The following is a 17,736-nucleotide window of genomic DNA, read 5'->3' as shown; positions in this document are numbered from 1 at the left end:
CCTGCAACCGGGAGCGTAGCGACCCTGCAACTAGAGCGTAGCGACTCCTGCAACCGGGAGCGTAGCGACCCTGCAACCAGCGGCGCAGCCCCCCCTACCGCTCCAAAAACCACTCATAAGTAGCCACCTGACTTCGCACAGTCTCTTTCTTGTTCTTCACGTAGGAATTACCCTGCTGGTCAGATAACAGCCGGGACTTCGTATTGTCCTTTAGCTGAATATCCAGGAAGTGGATGATTTTATCTTTTATGTCGACATCGTATACCGGGAAGGTGGTTTCGATTCGGTGGCTGAGGTTCCGGGTCATGAAGTCAGCAGAACTAAGGTAAAGCTTGTCCTCGCCAGCGTGGTGAAAATGAAAGACCCGTGCGTGCTCCAGGTACCGATCGACGATACTGATGCCGTGGATGTTCTCACTGATACCTTTACGCCCGGGCACAAGGCAGCAAATACCGCGAATGATCAGGTTGATTTTCACGCCAGCGTCTGAAGCTTTATACAACAGGTCGATCATTGGCTGATCCTGCAGACTGTTCATCTTCAGTGTCATACCGGCCGGTCGGCCGGCTTTGGCTTCTTCTATTTCAAACTTGATCAGCTTTTCCAGCCCACCTCTGAGGTTGAATTGGCCCACCAGCAAGTGCTTAAACTCCTCCGGAGGGTCTTCTACATTCTCCAGGAAGTTGAAGACGTGCCCAACTTCAGTCGTCACGCGTTCATCGGCAGTAAAAATGCCGAAATCACTGTAAATTTTTGCCGTGTCCTCGTGGAAGTTCCCGGTGGCGAGGTAGTTGTAAATTCTGGGTTGCCCTTCCTCCATCCGCCGCACGTAGGCCAGTTTGCTGTGCACCTTTACGCCGGGAAAGCTATAGTTGACGTGAACGCCTGCATTCTCCAGCTTTTCGCCCCAATTGAGGTTGGCCTCCTCGTCAAAACGCGCCTTAACTTCAATAAAAACGTGGACCTGCTTACCTGCTTTTACCGCAGCCATCAGGGCCTTCATGATCCGGCTTTTACGGGCCACACGATACTGCACAATCTTGATGTGGGTCACCGCCGGGTCCTCGGCCGCGATTTCGAAGAAGCGAACGACAGATTCATAGCTCTGGTAAGGGACGTGCAGCAAATGGTCCCGGGCACGGATCGCTCCCCAAAAATCATCCACCTCTTCCAGAGGCTTATAAGCAAGCGGTGGTTGAGGGGGGTTCTTTAGGTGCTTCATCCCAAAATCCGGGAAGCCAAAGAACTCTGAATTGTTGTGGTAGCGGCCTTCTGCGAGTACGTCGAGGCTGTCCAGGTCAAAGGTATCTTTGAGGTAGCTCAACAAGTCAGTTGGCATCGTGCGGTCATAAACGAAGCGGCTGGCGGGGCCAACGTGCCGCCGGTTCAGGCTGGTTTTTATTTTCTCCAGAAGATCTCCGCTGAACTCATCATCAATGTACAATTCTGCATCACGCGTAAGCTTTACGCTGAAGGTATCCTCGATATCGTAGCCGGGAAACATCCAGGAAATGGAGTGCCGGACAATGTCGTCGAGCATGATAATGTTATGCTTACCTTCCGGACTTGGTAACTCAATGAATCGGGGAAGGTGGTCACTGGGAATCTTAACTACCGCGTAGGCAGTTTTACCGCCCTTTTTCTCCTTCATCAGGATCGTGAGGTAAAGTTGTGCATTATTCAAAAACGGCCGAACCATATCTTTGACCAACAAAACGGGTTGTACAAAGGGGAGCATCTTATCGTGAAAATAGCTTTCTACCCAGGCCCGTTCGTCTTTGTCAAGATCAAGGCGCCGCTTGAGGGTTATACCGTGCTTAATTAACTCCGGAACGATCTTCTTTTCGAAGATCCTGCTGAACTCCTCCTGCTGACGGTTCACAATCCGTTGGATCGTGCGCACCGTCTGTTTTGGCGTAATGTCCAGCTCTTTTTTAGTCTTCTTACCAACCCTGAGCAAATTACGATGGTTGGCCATACGGACCCGAAAAAATTCGTCCAGGTTCGAACTGTAGATGGCCAAAAATTTAATCCGTTCGAATAAGGGCAGGCTTTCGTCTTTGGCTTCCTGCAGAACGCGGTGGTTGAAGGAAAGCCAGCTGATGTCGCGGATGATTACCGGGTTGTTCATGGGCGAGTATCGAGTTGTCGGGTTATCGGTTATCGAGTTGTCGGGTGCGATCTGCTCCAATTCAATTCAAAGGTGGAGTTGCGCCCGCAAGGTAAGGTGAGCGAAGCAAAGAACGGTAGTGGATTATACCAGATAGCCGGACAACCTGACGCCATCCCTCTAAAACAACGACATCTGTTCCGGCCCCGTCCACCGGCTAGGGCCCCGGGTATCCGCAAATCCCGCAGTCTCCAGATGGCGGGCAAACCAGGCGGATGCGTCCGGAGAGAGCAGGTTGTCTGGTTGATGGGGAAAGAAGTAAGTTTCTGGCAGGTTCCAGGCTTTCAGCTTCTCAGCCCAGGCTTCCATGCGGGAAAAATCTGTGGGCAACAGGCCGTTTCCGACGAAGCGGATCATGGTGCGGGGGGCAGTAACGTAGTTGTGGAGCACATCCCGACGGCCAGCTACATCCGTGATCACTGCAGCAACCTGCCGGGCAGCCAGCGCATCCATCAGCGCTTCAGTAGCATGGGGATCGGAAAACCAGCTTTCGTGACGTACTTCCACCGCCAGCGGCAGCATACGCGGCCAACGGTCCAGAAACCGATTCAGGACAGAAAGCCGGGCGGCGTCAAAATAAGGAGGTAGCTGCAGAAAGACACAACCTAGCTTTTCCTTCATGGCATCCAGACTAGCCACAAAGGCGGGAAGCTGGCCACCACCTAAACTGAAATCGTTGGTATGGCTGATCGTTTGCGGCACCTTGGGACAGAAGCGAAAGTCTTGTGGTACACTGTCATACCATTTCTGTACCATTTCCACCGAAGGAATACGGTAATGAGTGGTATTCAACTCAATAGTGTTGAACTGACGGCCATAATGCTTCAGGTAGTCAGCGGTCTTAGTTTTGTCGGGGTACCAGGTTCCGACCCACTCTTTCATGCTCCAGCCGGTAGCACCGATGTAGATCCGGGGCCTGCCGTCACCTTCGCCGAGTTCGTAACGATCTATCCGAGCCTTATTAGCTAATGGTTCTAAAGGAAAGGAAAAGTCTATATTACTTAAATCGGCAGCTTTCCCGAATTTCATAACAGAACAGTTTGGTGCTACTCACCAAAACCAATGGCTCCCGGCAATGTTTAAATTGCCGGGAGACGCCACTTGTTGGTACTATGTTGGTCTGTAGATCTCGTTAGTGCCTGGCGCTTTCAGGCTCAATGTTGTTCACGAGTAACCGGAAAAAATCTCCCGGAAAAGCTCTCCTGAAAAAATTTAGAGAGTAGCGCAACGCTTTCACAAAGATAGAACGATGATTCGCTTCTAGCTCATCATATTAACTTTATTTGTTACCGTTCCGTAAATGAAACCGCAGTCATCACCAAACAAAGAGACTACGCCTAAGAAAAAAACCAACTTTAGCCCCTTGCTCCCGAAACTGTCTCCTGCACCTGCGACCCCGCCAAAAGAAAGAAAGGAGCAAAAAAGCCTGAATCCGCCTTTACTCCTTTCTTACCTTTCTCCTTTCTATTCAAAGTCAGCCATAACTTTATAAGTAGGGTCTTCAATGACGTTCACCTCGATAATCTCATCGGCTTTATTTAGGCGTTTGCGGCAATCCGGGGAAAGGTGGCGGAGATGTACCTTTTTACCCAATTTTGCATAGCGTTCAGTAATCCGGTTAAGTGCTTCAATGGCGGACATATCGACTACCCGGCTTTCCATAAAATCGATGATGATCTCTTCCGGGTCATTCAGTGGGTCAAACTTCTCGCTGAAGACCTGTACCGAGCCAAAAAACAGCGGACCGTAAATTTCGTAGTGCTTGACACCGTCGGCATCAACGTGCTTCCGGGCACGGATACGCTTGGCGTTTTCGTAGGCAAAAACAAGCGCGGCAATGACGACCCCGATGAGTACCGCCAGGGCCAGGTTGTGGAGAAATACGGTGATCAGGGTAACCAAAACGAGTACGAAAAGGTCCCATTTGGGCATTTTACCGAAGGTCCGCAGGGAGGCCCATTCAAAGGTGCCAATGGCCACCATAATCATGATTCCGGTAAGTGCAGCCATCGGTAATTGCTCGATGAGGCCGGCGCCAAACATGATGAAGACCAGTAACATGATGGCCGCCACAATGCCGGATAAACGGGCACGAGCACCGGAACTGATGTTGATCAGGCTCTGCCCGATCATGGCACAACCGCCCATACCGCCAGTGAAACCAGACAGGATATTAGCAGCACCCTGGGCTACTGCTTCCTTATTACCACGACCGCGTGTTTCGGTTATTTCATCAATGATGTTCAACGTAAGCAGGCTCTCGATCAAACCAACGCCCGCCATGATCAGTGCATAGGGGAAGATGATTTGCAGCATTTCCAGGGTGAAAGGCACCTGAGGGATTTTAGGCCAGGGGAAATCTCCCTGAATCGGCGCAATGTCGCCTACCGTTTTAGTATCAATTTGAAAGAAATACACCAGACCAAACACGACTAAAATCCCTGCCAGGCCGGAAGGAAAAGCCTTGGTCAATTTAGGTAGCCCCCACATGATCAGCATCGTCAGCCCCACTAACCCGAGCATGATGTAGAGGGAAGAACCCGTCAGCCAATCACCGCTGGCATTCTGAAACTGCGGCAGCTGGGCCATAAAAATGATGATGGCCAATCCGTTCACGAAGCCAAATACTACGGGATGCGGCACCAGCCGCATCAGCTTACCCAACTTGAGAACACCCGCGAGCACCTGCAGTAGTCCCGCAAGTATAACGCAGGCAAAGATGTATTCAGGACCATGGGAAATCGCCAACGCGGCGATGACTACAGCCACTGCGCCGGTAGCACCGGAGATCATGCCCGGGCGGCCACCGAAGATGGAAGTGACCAGCCCCATTACAAAAGCAGCGTAGAGCCCGATCAAAGGATCAAGCCCGGCGATGAGTGCGAAGGCAACTGCCTCAGGGACCAGGGCCAGTGCGACCGTAAGCCCGGAAAGTATTTCCGTTTTGTAGTTTACTTCTTGGCTGAAGTCGAAAAGGTTGAGATACTTTTTCATTGGGACAAAAATCAAATGGTTCTACGTCCGGTACAAGCGGCGTCGATGGGGTTTGAAAACAGCTAAAAGCTCAGGATAGCACTGCCCTGGAAAAGGGACTTTGCTTAAAAATGGCGCAAAGGTACGGCTATAATTTGGCTTTGTTGCTACTTTAAGTTAGTAGGATAACTTTTGCGGGAAGCTTGCTTTATGCACGCTGGTCACCATTTATGAGCGTTACAGGCCCTGGAGATTTTCAGGGCGGGGCCGCAGGTGCAATATTGGGATTGAAGGCTGTGTTCTGTCAGGTCGGTTCTGGTCAGCTGGGGAGACCGCTCGTCCGACGAGCGCTTCCTCCACTGTCGTACTGACTTAAAACGCTAAACCTAAATGTCTTTCAGTCCATCTCTCCCCCAAATACGCGCACCGCCGGGCCTTCCAGCCAAAGATTAGTAAACCGGCCCTCAGTTAACTGTCCGCGAACGGCAAGGTTACCGCCTTTAGCTTTCACCGGGACATGGAAGTAGCCGTCGGCTACACCGGCTCGAAATATGGCGGCAATTGCAGCAGCGGTTACGCCGGTGCCGCAGGCGAGGGTTTCATCTTCCACACCCCGTTCGTAGGTTAAGATGGTGAGGCCATCTTCGTCTTCACAGACGAAATTGATGTTGATGCCTTTTTCTTTGTAGGGAGCCGAGTTTCTCAGCGACCTTCCCTCTCGAAAAACATCAATGCCAGCAACATCTTCCCGAAAGGTGATGTAATGCGGTGACCCGGTATCCAATACAAAAACATCCGGTTGTGGCCGGGATACCTCCGTAACGTCCAGCATTTCGAGAGAGACCCATCCATTAGGCAGAAGGTTAGCCCGGTGCGGGCCATCGACCGCCAGAAAGTGAAAAGCCTCCTTAACAATGCCCATATCTGCCGCGAAGCGGACGATGCATCTTCCACCGTTGCCGCACATACTGCTTGGCGCGCCGTCGGAATTGTAGTACACCATCTCGAAATCATAGTCGGGGTGGTTTCGCAATAACATCAGCCCGTCGGCTCCAATGCCGAAATGCCGGTCGCACCAGCGGGCGATCGTGGGCTGGTCAAACTGATGCAGTAATTTACCCTCCCGGTCATCGAGTAGGATAAAGTCGTTGCCGGCGCCGTGGTATTTGTGGAAGGGGGTCAAAGGTTGTCGGGTTGTCGGGTTGTCAGTTGTCGGGTTGTCTATTACCCAATTACTTTACTGTCCACTTTTTACTGCAGTGTATCCTTGGCTCTATCAGCCTTTCCAGCAGGAGCGAAGCGATCCTTTTGGTCTTCGAACGGATCATCGAAGCCAATTGGTACGTCCATGGTATAATGGCGATAAGCGACTGTGGCACAAAGCAGACAGATGACGACCAGGCCGATGAGGCTCAGCTTCCAACCAAAGATGTTGCCGATATAATCACCGTCGAAGGGGTCTCGTTTCTCTTCCATGGACAAATAATTTGAGGGGCAAAGATAGCTAAATCCAAACCTGGTCAACGTCATGAAGGACAACTCTGTGAAGTAATCATCAACTCCCGCCCCTCTTCTCACGTGGAAGGCAACACTTACGCAACACTACCCTATCCACCAGCGTTAACCAGCTTTGCCTATGAAGCCGACCGATTTACTGATCCTGATAACTTGCTGCCTGCTAACTGCTGCTCTTACCGTTGCTGGCACTTACCTTTTCCTTGTACCTGCGGTCGCGCCCTCAAATGCTGCTGCGGAGGGAATGATCAACCCACGTTTGGAAGATCTTCGGTTACGAACTTTTACCAGCAGTTCTCCTACAAATTTCATCGCTGCCGCCGAAGGCGTCACCCCAGCTGTGGTATCCATCCGTTGCTTTGGGCAAAGGACCAGCAGGGTGGAACCCAATGCCTTCGTCACCACTACGGGTTCCGGCGTCATCATCGACGCTGACGGCCTGATTGCCACCAACAACCACGTGATTGAAGGGGCAGAGCGGATCCGGGTGCTGATGGAAGATAAAAGAGAGTTTGATGCGGAGGTCATCGGCGTTGATGAAAGTACTGACCTGGCCTTGCTGCGCATCCGGCCAAGCGGAAAACTACCTACCCTGACTTTCGGCAACAGCGACAGCCTGCGGGTTGGAGAATGGGTGCTTGCCGTAGGCAACCCTTTCAGTCTGAATTCCACCGTTACGGCGGGCATCGTCTCGGCCAAAGGCCGCAGCATTGACGTGCTGGAAGCTGCCGACCGCATTGAGAGTTTCATTCAATCCGACGCCGCAGTTAACCCCGGCAACTCCGGCGGTGCCCTGGTGAACACCAACGGAGAATTGGTGGGCATCAACACCGCCATTCTGACCAACAGCGGACGGCATGAGGGCTTCGCCTTTGCCATTCCTGGCAACCTGGCCAGCCGGGTACTTCAGGACTTGCAGCAATTCGGCGAAGTTAAACGTGCCAGGCTCGGTGTTTATATCCAGGCAGTTAATGACGCCCAGGCGAAACGATTGGGATTAAAATCGGCTACTGGCGTCCTCATCACCAACCTTACCCCCAACGGCGCAGCGCTTCGCGCCGGCCTGGAAGTCGGCGACGTGATGACGGCCCTCAACGGTGTTGCCATCAGCTCCGCTCCGGAGATGCAGGAACAACTCAGCCGCTACCGCCCCGGACAAAAGATCCGCGTTTCCTACATCCGCAACGGGAGAAAACGCTCCGCCACCGCCTTGCTCCGCGATAAAGCCAACCGGACCAAGGCCCTGGTCAGCCACCAGGAAGACGATCTGTTGCACCAACTCGGTTTTGAAGTTCGTAGCCTGACGGAACAGGAAGCTTCTCTGTTCCCCAAGAGTGGTGTCTACGTTATGTCCATTTTCCGTAACAGCCCCATTGAGGCCACCAATATGAACGTCGGCTTCGTCATCTCGGAAGTAAACGGTCAGGCCATCAGAACCCTGGCGGAATTCATGGTTCTGCTTGGTAAGGAGGGGGAACTGCTTTTCAAAGGCAGCTATGAAGGATATGAAGGCGATTATTATTACCGGGTGGAGTAGTTGGCCTTTTGGTTTTGTGGTACTATCAACGCGAATCAAGCGCTAAAGTGAGTCTTTTACTTTACAATTGACTTGGGATTCAGCTAATAATTGAGGGAGAGAATAATTGATTGCTGACGCGACTGTTTCAACAGATAAGTACTTATTTTAGCGCTTGATTCGCGTTATCAGGCTATTGCACTTTGGACTACTTAAACAAAGTCCCCCAGAACCAACGGTCGGCTCATTTTCTCCCTTAACCTGGCCGTAAGTTTCAACCAGAGCACGGCCGTGATGTAGGCGTCGCCCAAGGCAGTATGCCGATCAGAAAGGGGGATACGGTAACGGCTGGCAAGACTATCCAGCGTGAATTTATCCTTCGGCGTCCAATACCCAGCTGGTTGAAGTCGCTCCGCGATCTTTCCCGTATCGATGACCCTGTTTTTCAGCGGTCCGCCTCCCTGGCGCGCCAGCGCCTGGTTGATCATCTCTACGTCGAAGCCGATATGGTGTCCGACAATGATAGCATCTGTGCCAAGGAAGGCCAGCAGGCGAACCAGGAGTTCTTCTTCCAATTCATAAGTGTAGCGGGAAGAATGTGGTAAAATGCCGTGGATGGCGACCGCCCCCTTATCTTCTTGTTTCTCCGGCGTCGGTAAATAACCTTCGAAATGACCATTCACGAAAATGGTGGTGCCGAGAATTTTTAGCCCTCCGAGGCTGATTAATGTATCATTTTTCAAGTCAAGGCCAGTGGTTTCTGCGTCGATTACGACAATGGTTGCTTGCTGTATTGGCAAGTCATCGTCTCGCCGGTTGGACATACATTTAGTGGCATAGTCACGGTACCAATCAGGCCATTGAGGGTCGATGAAGTCCTTCTTTCTACCCGACAACATTTTTTTTAGCTCTTCCAACCATTCCCGTCCTTCCATTAGCGCAGAAAATTGAGTTGGAAGCGCATTCCCAATAAGGTCTGGATGTCTTTTACCGGGGTAAAACTGTTGCGGAGCAACAGGCGCTGAATTTTACCCAACTCTTCTGGTTTAAGGAAGCGGCCGGAATCATTCCGACGCAGGCCGATGGTGGCACGCAACCTGATCAGCACCTCGTAAGCTTCGGCTGCATCCTGGTAGAGGGAGGCGTTCTGTGGTTCAAGCTTTGCCAGCGCTTCAAACCTGCGGAAGGTGTTGTTTACTCCTCCCTGACGAGCTTCCAGCATGAGCACCCGCGCAGCATCGGTGAGCGGTCGCATAGCGCGTGATTTCAGGTCAAATTGGTCTTTATGTTCGCCGGAACGCTCCACCATAAAATTTCGAAAAAAGGTTAATGGGCTGGGATTATCGATCGCCGCCTGGGCAAGGGAACCCAAAAACCGACGGCTTGGCCCGGTAAGTTCCGAAAAGATGTGTGCCGTCAGTTTATCGGGCAGGCTACCGTCTCCCCAGACACCCCGGAAATCAAAGAAAATACTGGTATTGAGTACATTCTCGGCCGTGGTCTCGGCCATCCAGTGGCTAAACTGTTCCTTCCATTTACTCACGGGAAGACACCACTTAGGGTTACTGGCCATCATATCTGCGGGACAATAATCGAAACCAACCACCTGGAGGTATTCAGTAACGTAGTTGGCCAGTTGCAGGAAATAGTCTTTTACGGTATTGTAGCGGGCTTCCGGGACGTCTTCGAAAATGAGTGCATTGTCTTGGTCAGTTCGGAGAAGTTGCTCTCCCCTGCCCTGGCTGCCCAGGGCCAGCCAATCGAATAAAGCCGGCGGGTTCCCCCTACCATCAGCCTGCATTCGCGCTAATCCCAGCTTGATGCACTTCCTGATAACCTCGTCATTTAGCTCCTTCATTACTGAAGTAATAAAGGCAATGCTCACCTCTTTCTCAAGATAAGAAGCCAACAATTGCTCCCCTCTTCCACGTAAATCTCTGAGGTACAGCGCTGATTTCGCGCGGCCGATCTCTCGAATCAACACTGCCGGGTTATTGCCTTGCAGCACCAGCAGATCGTGCTTACTGATAACCCCGGTCACCGGACTTTGGTCCGTTCCATCTTCAGTTTGTACGAGGTGATTGATTCCCCGTTTCATCATTTCTATCTGTGCGTCTGCCGCCGTCACATTTTCGCCAATACAAACCACAGGCTTTCCCATAATGGCCCCGACCAGTTCCTGGTTACTCTTTATTCCAGTGGCAATCTTTTGCCTTAAATCCCGGTCGGTAATGATGCCCACCGGGTGCTGACTACGATCGGTCACGACAATGGAACCAACGTTGTGCTCCGTCATCAGTTTGGCGGCCGCAACAATGCGGAAGGTGCCGGGGCAAATCACCGGCTCCCGATTGCGGTGCACCGCCTGGAGTTCGGACATTCCGAGAACCAGGGGTGCGGTAACCACGGGTACCTTAGGCGGTGTCGCAGCGGATCGGTTAGCTGACGCCATACTGGTGGCCAGGTACTGGGTCAAACCGGGATAGTCTCCGAGCAATTCTCTGAAACCTTTTGTATTAATGGCATAGAGCAGGCTTTCCTCGGCCGCCCGGGCGAGCAGGCGGTAATTGTCCTCTGCCAGCAGTGGGCGGATACCAAAAACGTCTCCTTCCCCGCAGCGTTCTACGAGTTGTTCTGCTTCGCCAACAACATTCAGCAATTCAATGGCCCCCTCCTTTACCACATAGAAACGTTCGGGTGGGCGCTCATCGGGGCTAAACACCACCGTACCTATCGGAAGATAAACGACCTCAGCTTTACCGGCCACCCGCATCAACGCCTCTTTGTCGTCGACGTAGGTGAAGGGAGGAACTTCCTTCAGGAAATCATAGATACGGCGGGTAACCTGGTTGGGCAAACGTAAATTATTTAGTTTATCACGATGGAAGCCCTTAGGGCGCTACGGCAAAATAAGCAAGCCTAAACAATTTTTGGTCGCCATCAAGCTTGAATGAGTGAATTATAGTAGGAAAGTATGGCCGCCGCGCATCCCGATAGCGTCGCAGCGCTCACTCATCTTGGTAAACAAGCGCAGCGGGATAAGTAGTGACAGCGGGCTCTATTCCTTCATCCACCATTCTCTTCTTCGCTTTTTGGGCGCGGCCGCAGGTGCAAAGGGAGGGTTAAGTAGCAAAAGGAGCCCGTTGTGGTGCCAGTGCGGGGCTTCCTTTCCCCCTGCGCTTCTTCGCCGCTTCCTTTTCTCCGCGCAGCCGGAGGTCACCGCTTCCGATCGTTGCCGCAGGCTACCTCGTCCAAAATCTTCTGAACCCTCCCTCAAAATTATGGTTGCACTACCAGAGTCGCTGACTCACGTCTCCCCTTTCCTTCCCTTTATCCCTTACTCGCATGCCAGAATTACCCGAGGTCCACAACTTTAAGCATTATTTCGATGCCGCCGCTATCGGACAGCGCATTGCCGCCATGACCGTACACGACGATAAGATCATCCGAAACATGAACGGTCCAACGTTCGCCGATGCCCTGACCGGGCGGACCATCACCGGTTCCATACGTCGGGGCAAATACCTGTTTGCCCAGTTGGACAATGACCACGATGTCCTCCTCCACTTCGGCATGAACGGCGACCTGAACCTCTATCAGGAACCGGAAGAACGTGGACGCTTCGAACGCTTCGCTTTCCATTTCAGTGACGGCAACACCCTTGGCTTCGACGACTCCCGAAAGTTTGCCCGTATTCTCTACCTCGAAGACCGGGAAGCCTACATCAGGGAGGTCGGCCTTGGTCCCGACGCCCTGGACCTGGAAGAAGATTACTTTTTAAACGCCTTGGCCGGCCGCAAAACTACGCTCAAAGGCATACTACTGAACCAAAAGATCGTAGCTGGTCTCGGCAACCTCTACGTGGACGATCTCTGCTACCGATTGCGTCTTCACCCCGCAACGCGGGTTAACCATTTAGACCAGGAGCAACTCCAGGCCGTGTACCGAAAGATTATAGAAATGATGACCTACGCCACCGAAAATGCGCCTTATTACCGGGATTACCCCGAAGAGTGGTTTTGGCATACCTGGCGTAAGGAAGGTGGCGTCGATCCGGAAACCGGTGGGGAAGTTAAGGTCATAAAGGTGGCCGGACGGACTACTTATTTTGTGGAGGGGAGGCAGAGAATGGGAGAATAATTGAATGAGTGAATACCCCAACCCAAACGAGCGCTGCGAGCACTGCAGTGCGGTAGCTATTCACCCATTCACTATACCTTTCCAATCCACGCCCCCACCCCTTGCTTCTCCACCGCCAGGTAATTCCGCTCCACCGGCCCGAAACTGCGGAAAAACTCGGCGACGCCGGGAATATCCGAACCTTCGAAATCCAGCAGGTTTCCTGGGCCACCGTGGGTCTTGATCAATTCCACGATCATACGTGCCATTCCTTCTTTGGCGTAACCGACGGGGGTGGAGGCAGCGAAAGTATTGATGAGCCGACCGCGGTAAAAGGGAAAAAAGCCGGCGGCGAGAAAACCGTTTTCATCGTCATCAAGCCGGCAACAGATGGCAGCGTCGTTTATTTGCGCAGCCCCGATGATGGCGGCAATCTTACGGTAATGTTTGGGCTTAAGGCCGGCCTTTTGGCCGGCGCTCTGGCGGTAAAGTGAGATGATGTCCTCCGGCACAGCGGGGCTCAGGATAGCGGGGCCATTTCGTCGTAATTTCCGGCGGAGCACCTTATGAAAACCTTGGTGAAGCGCCGTAAATTCAGGACTTAGATCAAGCACGTAGTTGGTTCTTTCCCGGCTGGAAAAACCAGTAGGGACCTCTTCCCGGATCACCCGATCAGTAAAGGGAAGCTTAAACGAAAGATAGCGGCTGGGAAGATTTTTCAGCAGCTGATTTACTTCACCGGGTTGCAGCTGGCCGAAGGGGCCACATTGCTGCGTAAAGGACGGTCTTTGCACCTGCGTGTACCGCCCAAAATACTTACCTTTTGGCAGGGGCATAACCACCCGGTAATCATCCAGCACCACCCCATCCCAATTCCCTTCAGTTGCAGCATCGAGCCACCAACTCAGGGCGTAGGGCAGGCAGGATGGGTCAGCCGCCACGCAAGCGTCCCACCGGAGTAGGTCAATTTCTTTCTTTGCAAGAAAACGAATGCTCAAACCTACTCTGGCGTTAGCGCCTTGGTGACGTAACCACGATAGCGCAACTGGCGGTACTCCCGCCATTTGTCGTAGTTCTTGGGAAACTTGGTCAGTTCTCCCTTAAAGGTTTGAAATGGGCGCGGGCGCTTGAGCGCATACGTAAGCGCTTGCCACAATTCCTGATTGCGGACGCGGTCCGTAAAGTCTTTCATGACCAGTAGCGCATCGGCGGCTGGCATACGCTCAATATGGATGTAGGCGTCGGGATCAGTGGAAACATCCTGCATTATGGCTTCAAAAACTTCCGGGTCTGCCCGAACATTCCTCTCCGGATCGTCGGCGATGAGCATTCTTCCGTGCTCACGGTGAACATAAACCTCCATACCACGGCGAATGGCGGTGGCAGCTTCATTGATTTCGGCTTCGCTTAATTGGGCCATTTTTAACTCAGTTTTATACGTATCAGGTAGTAATCACTTGTCATGTAAAGCCAGTCTTCATCAGGAGCAAGCTCGACATTTGCTACGGGAAGGCCGGTGGTGATTTTGGCGATGACCTCGCCATCGGGTTCCAAAATCCACACTCCTCCCGGAGCCGTCGCAAATATGCGTCCGTTTTTGCCAACGGCCAAGCCATCGGTCGACCCCTTTACTTTTCCGGCCAGATCAGCCGCTTTAATCAGGTAAACAGGTTTACCCAATGCAAAGGTATCATCCAAAATGGGTGTTGCCGTTAACGTAAGGCGCGAACGGTCCGAATCCGCAACATAAAGGGTTTTGTTGTCCGGGCTGAGACCAATACCGTTGGGCCGCAAATATTGTTTACTCAAAAGATGTACGGTTCCCGATGGGTCAATGCGGAAAACGCCGCAATAATCCAGTTCTTTTAGCGGACTCTTTTCCCGGCCCGGAAGTCCATAGATGGGGTCCGTAAACAGAATGCTGCCGTCTTTAGCGATGACCAGATCGTTGGGGCTGTTGAAACGCTTACCCCGGTAATTATCCGCCAGCACCGTAAACGGACCAACTGGTGCATCAAGCGGTGCCTCCATCCGGACTACCCTTCGGGCACCATGCTGGCAGAGCACCAGTTTGTTGTTTTGGTCAAGGTGAAGCCCATTACTCCCCGGTTCGCTGGAATAATCATTAGGGGCGGAGCCAGAATTATCCAGGTAGACCTCCGTGTAGCCTTTATCGTGGACGAGAACGTGGTTTCGGGGAACATCGGAACAAAGCACGCGGCCATCAGGCAGGACCAAAGGCCCTTCCGCCCATTCCATTCCCTTATGTAACACCTCAAAGTTTGGCTCCTCCCCCAACAGTGCTTTGGCGGGCACCTCAACGAGGTATTCCACGCCTAAACTGAGTGGAAGGTCCTGAACGACTTCAGCCTGTTCATCAGCAACTTCAACTGAACCTTGAGCGTCCGGTGGCGTAGGGTCAGAAGGTGTGGGCTGTCCGCAGGATAACAGGCAAAAGACCAGTGAGAGGAGGAAAAATCTGTTCATGGCGGCAAATTAGGGGATTTCTTTCAGCCTTAACCCGAAAATCCGTAACATTACGCCAGTAGTATGATGTATGTACCGGAATTTCACCCTTCCGGTTGTTTTGTTTTATCTTTTCTTGAAGCTCGATTATGGGAACATTTAATTTAGAAACGATCGACTTGATCGTGATGGCGGTATATGCCGTATTCATCGTTGGGTATGGCCTTTACAGCGCCAAAGCCAAAAGCTCCGAAGAATATTTCCTGGCAGGCAGGAACATGACCTGGCCGATTGTCGGCATCTCCTTATTTGCGGCCAACATTTCCAGCTCTACGCTGGTGGGCCTTGCCGGAGACGCCTATAAAACTAATACTCAGGTCTTTAACTATGAGTGGTTAGCGGCGGTAGTTCTGGTCTTCTTCGCTATCTTTTTCCTACCGTTCTACCTCAAATCCAAGGTGTACACCATGCCGGAGTTCCTGGAACGGCGGTACGATGCCCGCTCACGGTATTACTTCAGCTTTATCACCATTGTCGGCAACGTAATGCTCGACACTGCAGCTGGCCTTTACGTTGGCACGGTAATCCTCAAGCTGCTTTTCCCCGACCTGTCTACCGTAGCGATTGTATCGATCCTGGCCCTTGCTGCGGCGGCTTATACCGTACCCGGCGGACTAAACTCCGTGATTCAGACGGAAGTCATCCAGGCGATTCTGCTGGTCATTGGTAGTTGTTTGATCACCTACTTCACCTTCGCAGAGATCGGAGGATGGGACGCGATGATCGCAGGTTTGAACGAAATGGGTGCCGCCGGTACTCTGCCCAATGTCAATCAGGTTGATGTGGCGGCTTCTGGCTATCCATTGGGTACCGCTCTTTCAGATATTCCGCTGGCAGAAAGAGTGTATGAAACGGCTGTTTACCAGCCCGGAAGCGCCGATGAAGTCCTGTCCCTGGTTCGTCCCACCGGGCAAACCTGGAGTGAATTCTTCCTCGGAACCGGTGGCGACGGATTCATGCCCTGGACCGGTCTCTTATTCGGTGCCCCCATCCTTGGCTTCTACTTCTGGGCCAACAACCAGTTCATGGTACAGCGGGTGCTTGGTGCCAAAGACCTGAACCACGGCCGCTGGGGTGCCCTCTTCGCCGGTTTGCTAAAGCTGCCCGTGTTGTTCATTATGGTCCTTCCCGGTACCGCAGCCATTATCTACATGCAACAACAGGGTGGCATGCCCGATGGCTTTAATATTGCCGATATCAACTATCAACTTCCCGAAGGTGGCTTTTGTCAAAACCTGGCCGATTGCCCCAACGCTACCTATCCGGTGCTCCTCTTCCAGATGCTACCCAACGGTATTCTCGGTCTGGTGCTTGCTGGATTACTGGCGGCCATGATGTCCTCCGTCTCCGCTACTTTCAACTCCGCGTCCACCCTCATCACGATGGACTTTGCCGCAAAACTAAAGCCGGACCTGACCAGCAAACAGTTGGTACGTATTGGGCAGATTTCCACCCTCATTCTGGTGGTACTCGCTTGTTTGTGGGCACCGCAAATCGAACGCTTTAGTTCACTGTGGGAATACCTCCAGCTGGTCCTAAGCTTTATTGCGCCGCCGGTGGCGGCAGCCTTCATTCTTGGACTTTTCTGGAAGCGGGCCACGGGTACGGGAGCATTCACCAGCCTGATGGTCGGTGCCGCGATCAGCGTCCTTTTCCTGGTACTGGACACTAAAGGAGTAGAGAACTGGTTTACCCAGATGCACTTCCTGCACCGGACCTTCTATCTGTTCCTCTTTTGTGGCCTCGTCAACTTTGTTGTCAGTCTGTACACTACTCCACCAACAGAAGAACAGGTGGCCAATTACACCTGGAGCAGAAGCATCATCGAGGCTGATACCGCCGAACTGGTTGGCCTTCCGTGGTACCTCAATTATCGGTACCAGTCCGTGATTTTGCTGATCCTTACGTTCTTACTGGTGGGGTGGTTCTGGTAAAGGTGAATGAGAGAATTGAGGAGGGAGAGAATGGCTACCGCAGGAGGAAGCTCACTGCGCTCGTTTGATCGGCGATATCCGATTAGAGCCTAATGCGTGCTTTGAGATTACTCCAATTAATTAGGGTGAGCAAGCGTAGCGCCGCGAATGGTACGTGCGGCAGCCATTCTCTCCTTCACTTAAGGGCGCGGCCGCAGGTGCAAGAAAGGGTTTGAGAAGCAAGGGAAACACCTTATCTTTGCTTAACAATAAAGCAAAGCCTCCATGCATGCACAAAATGTAGCCCTCATTCTAGTTGATCTTCAGGTGGACTTTATGCCTATGGGCATGCTGCCGGTAGCGGAAGGGGACCAGGTCGTCCCGATAGCGAATGCCTTAATGCCGGCCTACCACACCGTAGTGGCGACACAAGACTGGCACCCTGCCAATCACGGAAGCTTTGCCGCTAACCATCCCTGGCGGAAGCCGGGGCAAGTGATTGACTTGCACGGATTGCCACAGGTACTTTGGCCCATTCACTGCGTCCAGGAGACGTGGGGCGCCGAATTCGTAGCAGAGCTTGATACTGACCGGATCACCAGGGTTTTCCAGAAAGGGACTGATCCTGAAATTGACAGCTATAGTGGCTTTTTTGATAATGGTCATCGCAAAAGTACCGGTATGGCGGAGTGGCTTAGAGCGCGAGGCATTGAAGAGGTTCACGTGCTTGGTCTTGCCGCTGATTTTTGCGTAAAATTCACCGTCTTGGATGCTTTGAAGGAAGGGTTCAGAACTACACTGATCCGGGAGGCTACGCGCGGTGTGGAACTGGAAGCAGGAGATGTGGAAAGGGCGGTGGCGGAGATGCGGGAGGCGGGGGCGGAGATATTGGTTTAGTGGAGGGGGGGGAGTATAACCATTAAGGCACTAAGAGGCATTAAGTTCTACACTAAGTACCAGGCTATAAAGTATAACCATTAAGGCACTAAGAGGCATTAAGTTCT

General features: G+C 52.4%; 14 protein-coding genes. 4 read left to right on the top strand and 10 right to left on the bottom strand.

The features are described from left to right. Nucleotides 1–94: 94 nt before the first annotated feature. From ppk1 to B036_RS0123570, 5 genes are all read right to left on the bottom strand, one after another. The gene (gene ppk1, locus B036_RS0123590; RefSeq protein ID WP_020571215.1) at nt 95–2,131 is read right to left on the bottom strand and encodes a polyphosphate kinase 1; all 2,037 of its coding nucleotides are present in this window, start codon (nt 2,129–2,131) and stop codon (nt 95–97) included. 159 nt (nt 2,132–2,290) lie between these two features. After that, nucleotides 2,291–3,199, bottom strand: coding sequence for a DUF72 domain-containing protein (locus B036_RS0123585; protein ID WP_020571214.1), 909 nt, complete (start codon nt 3,197–3,199; stop codon nt 2,291–2,293). 435 nt (nt 3,200–3,634) lie between these two features. After that, nucleotides 3,635–5,164, bottom strand: a complete 1,530-nt coding sequence (locus B036_RS0123580) for a SulP family inorganic anion transporter (protein ID WP_020571213.1) — start codon at nt 5,162–5,164, stop codon at nt 3,635–3,637. Nucleotides 5,165–5,540: 376 nt separating this feature from the next. After that, nucleotides 5,541–6,326 carry a diaminopimelate epimerase gene (gene dapF, locus B036_RS0123575; RefSeq protein WP_020571212.1) on the bottom strand — a complete coding sequence of 262 codons (786 nt, stop codon included), beginning with the start codon at nt 6,324–6,326 and terminating at the stop codon, nt 5,541–5,543. 68 nt (nt 6,327–6,394) lie between these two features. Next, entirely contained in the window at nt 6,395–6,619 is a 225-nt protein-coding gene (locus tag B036_RS0123570) for a hypothetical protein (RefSeq protein ID WP_020571211.1), read from the bottom strand. A 160-nt stretch (nt 6,620–6,779) separates the two neighbouring features. Between B036_RS0123570 and B036_RS0123565 the strand changes: the two genes are divergently transcribed. Beyond that, nucleotides 6,780–8,195, top strand: coding sequence for a trypsin-like peptidase domain-containing protein (locus B036_RS0123565; RefSeq protein WP_020571210.1), 1,416 nt, complete (start codon nt 6,780–6,782; stop codon nt 8,193–8,195). 191 nt (nt 8,196–8,386) lie between these two features. Here the strand turns inward: B036_RS0123565 and B036_RS0123560 are convergent, their stop codons facing one another. Next, nucleotides 8,387–9,109: a 3'-5' exonuclease gene (locus B036_RS0123560; RefSeq protein WP_020571209.1), complete on the bottom strand. Its 723-nt coding sequence runs from the start codon at nt 9,107–9,109 to the stop codon at nt 8,387–8,389. After that, nucleotides 9,109–11,031: a DUF294 nucleotidyltransferase-like domain-containing protein gene (locus B036_RS0123555; protein ID WP_020571208.1), complete on the bottom strand. Its 1,923-nt coding sequence runs from the start codon at nt 11,029–11,031 to the stop codon at nt 9,109–9,111. Before B036_RS0123555 ends, B036_RS0123560 begins: the two co-directional genes overlap by 1 nt. 488 nt (nt 11,032–11,519) lie before the next feature. On the opposite strand from B036_RS0123555, the gene B036_RS0123550 reads away from it, so the two are divergent. Further along, on the top strand, nt 11,520–12,314 hold the full coding sequence (locus B036_RS0123550) for an Fpg/Nei family DNA glycosylase (protein WP_020571207.1): 795 nt from the start codon (nt 11,520–11,522) through the stop codon (nt 12,312–12,314). Between the two features lie 71 nt (nt 12,315–12,385). On the opposite strand, the gene B036_RS0123545 is transcribed toward B036_RS0123550, so the two are convergent. From B036_RS0123545 to B036_RS30770, 3 genes are read right to left on the bottom strand one after another with little or no spacing between them, the layout of a single operon-like run. Then, nucleotides 12,386–13,291 carry a hypothetical protein gene (locus B036_RS0123545; RefSeq protein ID WP_020571206.1) on the bottom strand — a complete coding sequence of 302 codons (906 nt, stop codon included), beginning with the start codon at nt 13,289–13,291 and terminating at the stop codon, nt 12,386–12,388. Between the two features lie 2 nt (nt 13,292–13,293). Further along, nucleotides 13,294–13,713, bottom strand: coding sequence for a UPF0158 family protein (locus B036_RS32580; protein ID WP_020571205.1), 420 nt, complete (start codon nt 13,711–13,713; stop codon nt 13,294–13,296). Between the two features lie 2 nt (nt 13,714–13,715). After that, the gene (locus B036_RS30770) at nt 13,716–14,780 is read right to left on the bottom strand and encodes an SMP-30/gluconolactonase/LRE family protein (RefSeq protein ID WP_020571204.1); all 1,065 of its coding nucleotides are present in this window, start codon (nt 14,778–14,780) and stop codon (nt 13,716–13,718) included. 128 nt (nt 14,781–14,908) lie between these two features. Between B036_RS30770 and B036_RS0123530 the strand changes: the two genes are divergently transcribed. Both B036_RS0123530 and pncA read left to right on the top strand, forming a co-directional pair. Next, nucleotides 14,909–16,753, top strand: a complete 1,845-nt coding sequence (locus B036_RS0123530; RefSeq protein WP_020571203.1) for a sodium:solute symporter — start codon at nt 14,909–14,911, stop codon at nt 16,751–16,753. A 264-nt stretch (nt 16,754–17,017) separates the two neighbouring features. Further along, the gene (gene pncA / locus B036_RS0123525) at nt 17,018–17,629 is read left to right on the top strand and encodes a bifunctional nicotinamidase/pyrazinamidase (RefSeq protein ID WP_020571202.1); all 612 of its coding nucleotides are present in this window, start codon (nt 17,018–17,020) and stop codon (nt 17,627–17,629) included. The last annotated feature ends 107 nt before the right edge of the window (nt 17,630–17,736 follow it).

Origin of the sequence: Neolewinella persica DSM 23188 (assembly GCF_000373105.1) — a bacterium.
In the GTDB taxonomy this organism is placed as follows: Bacteria; Bacteroidota; Bacteroidia; order Chitinophagales; family Saprospiraceae; genus Neolewinella; species Neolewinella persica.
The sequence above is the reverse complement of the archived record's forward strand: the minus strand, read 5'-3'. Positions and strand labels throughout refer to the sequence as shown.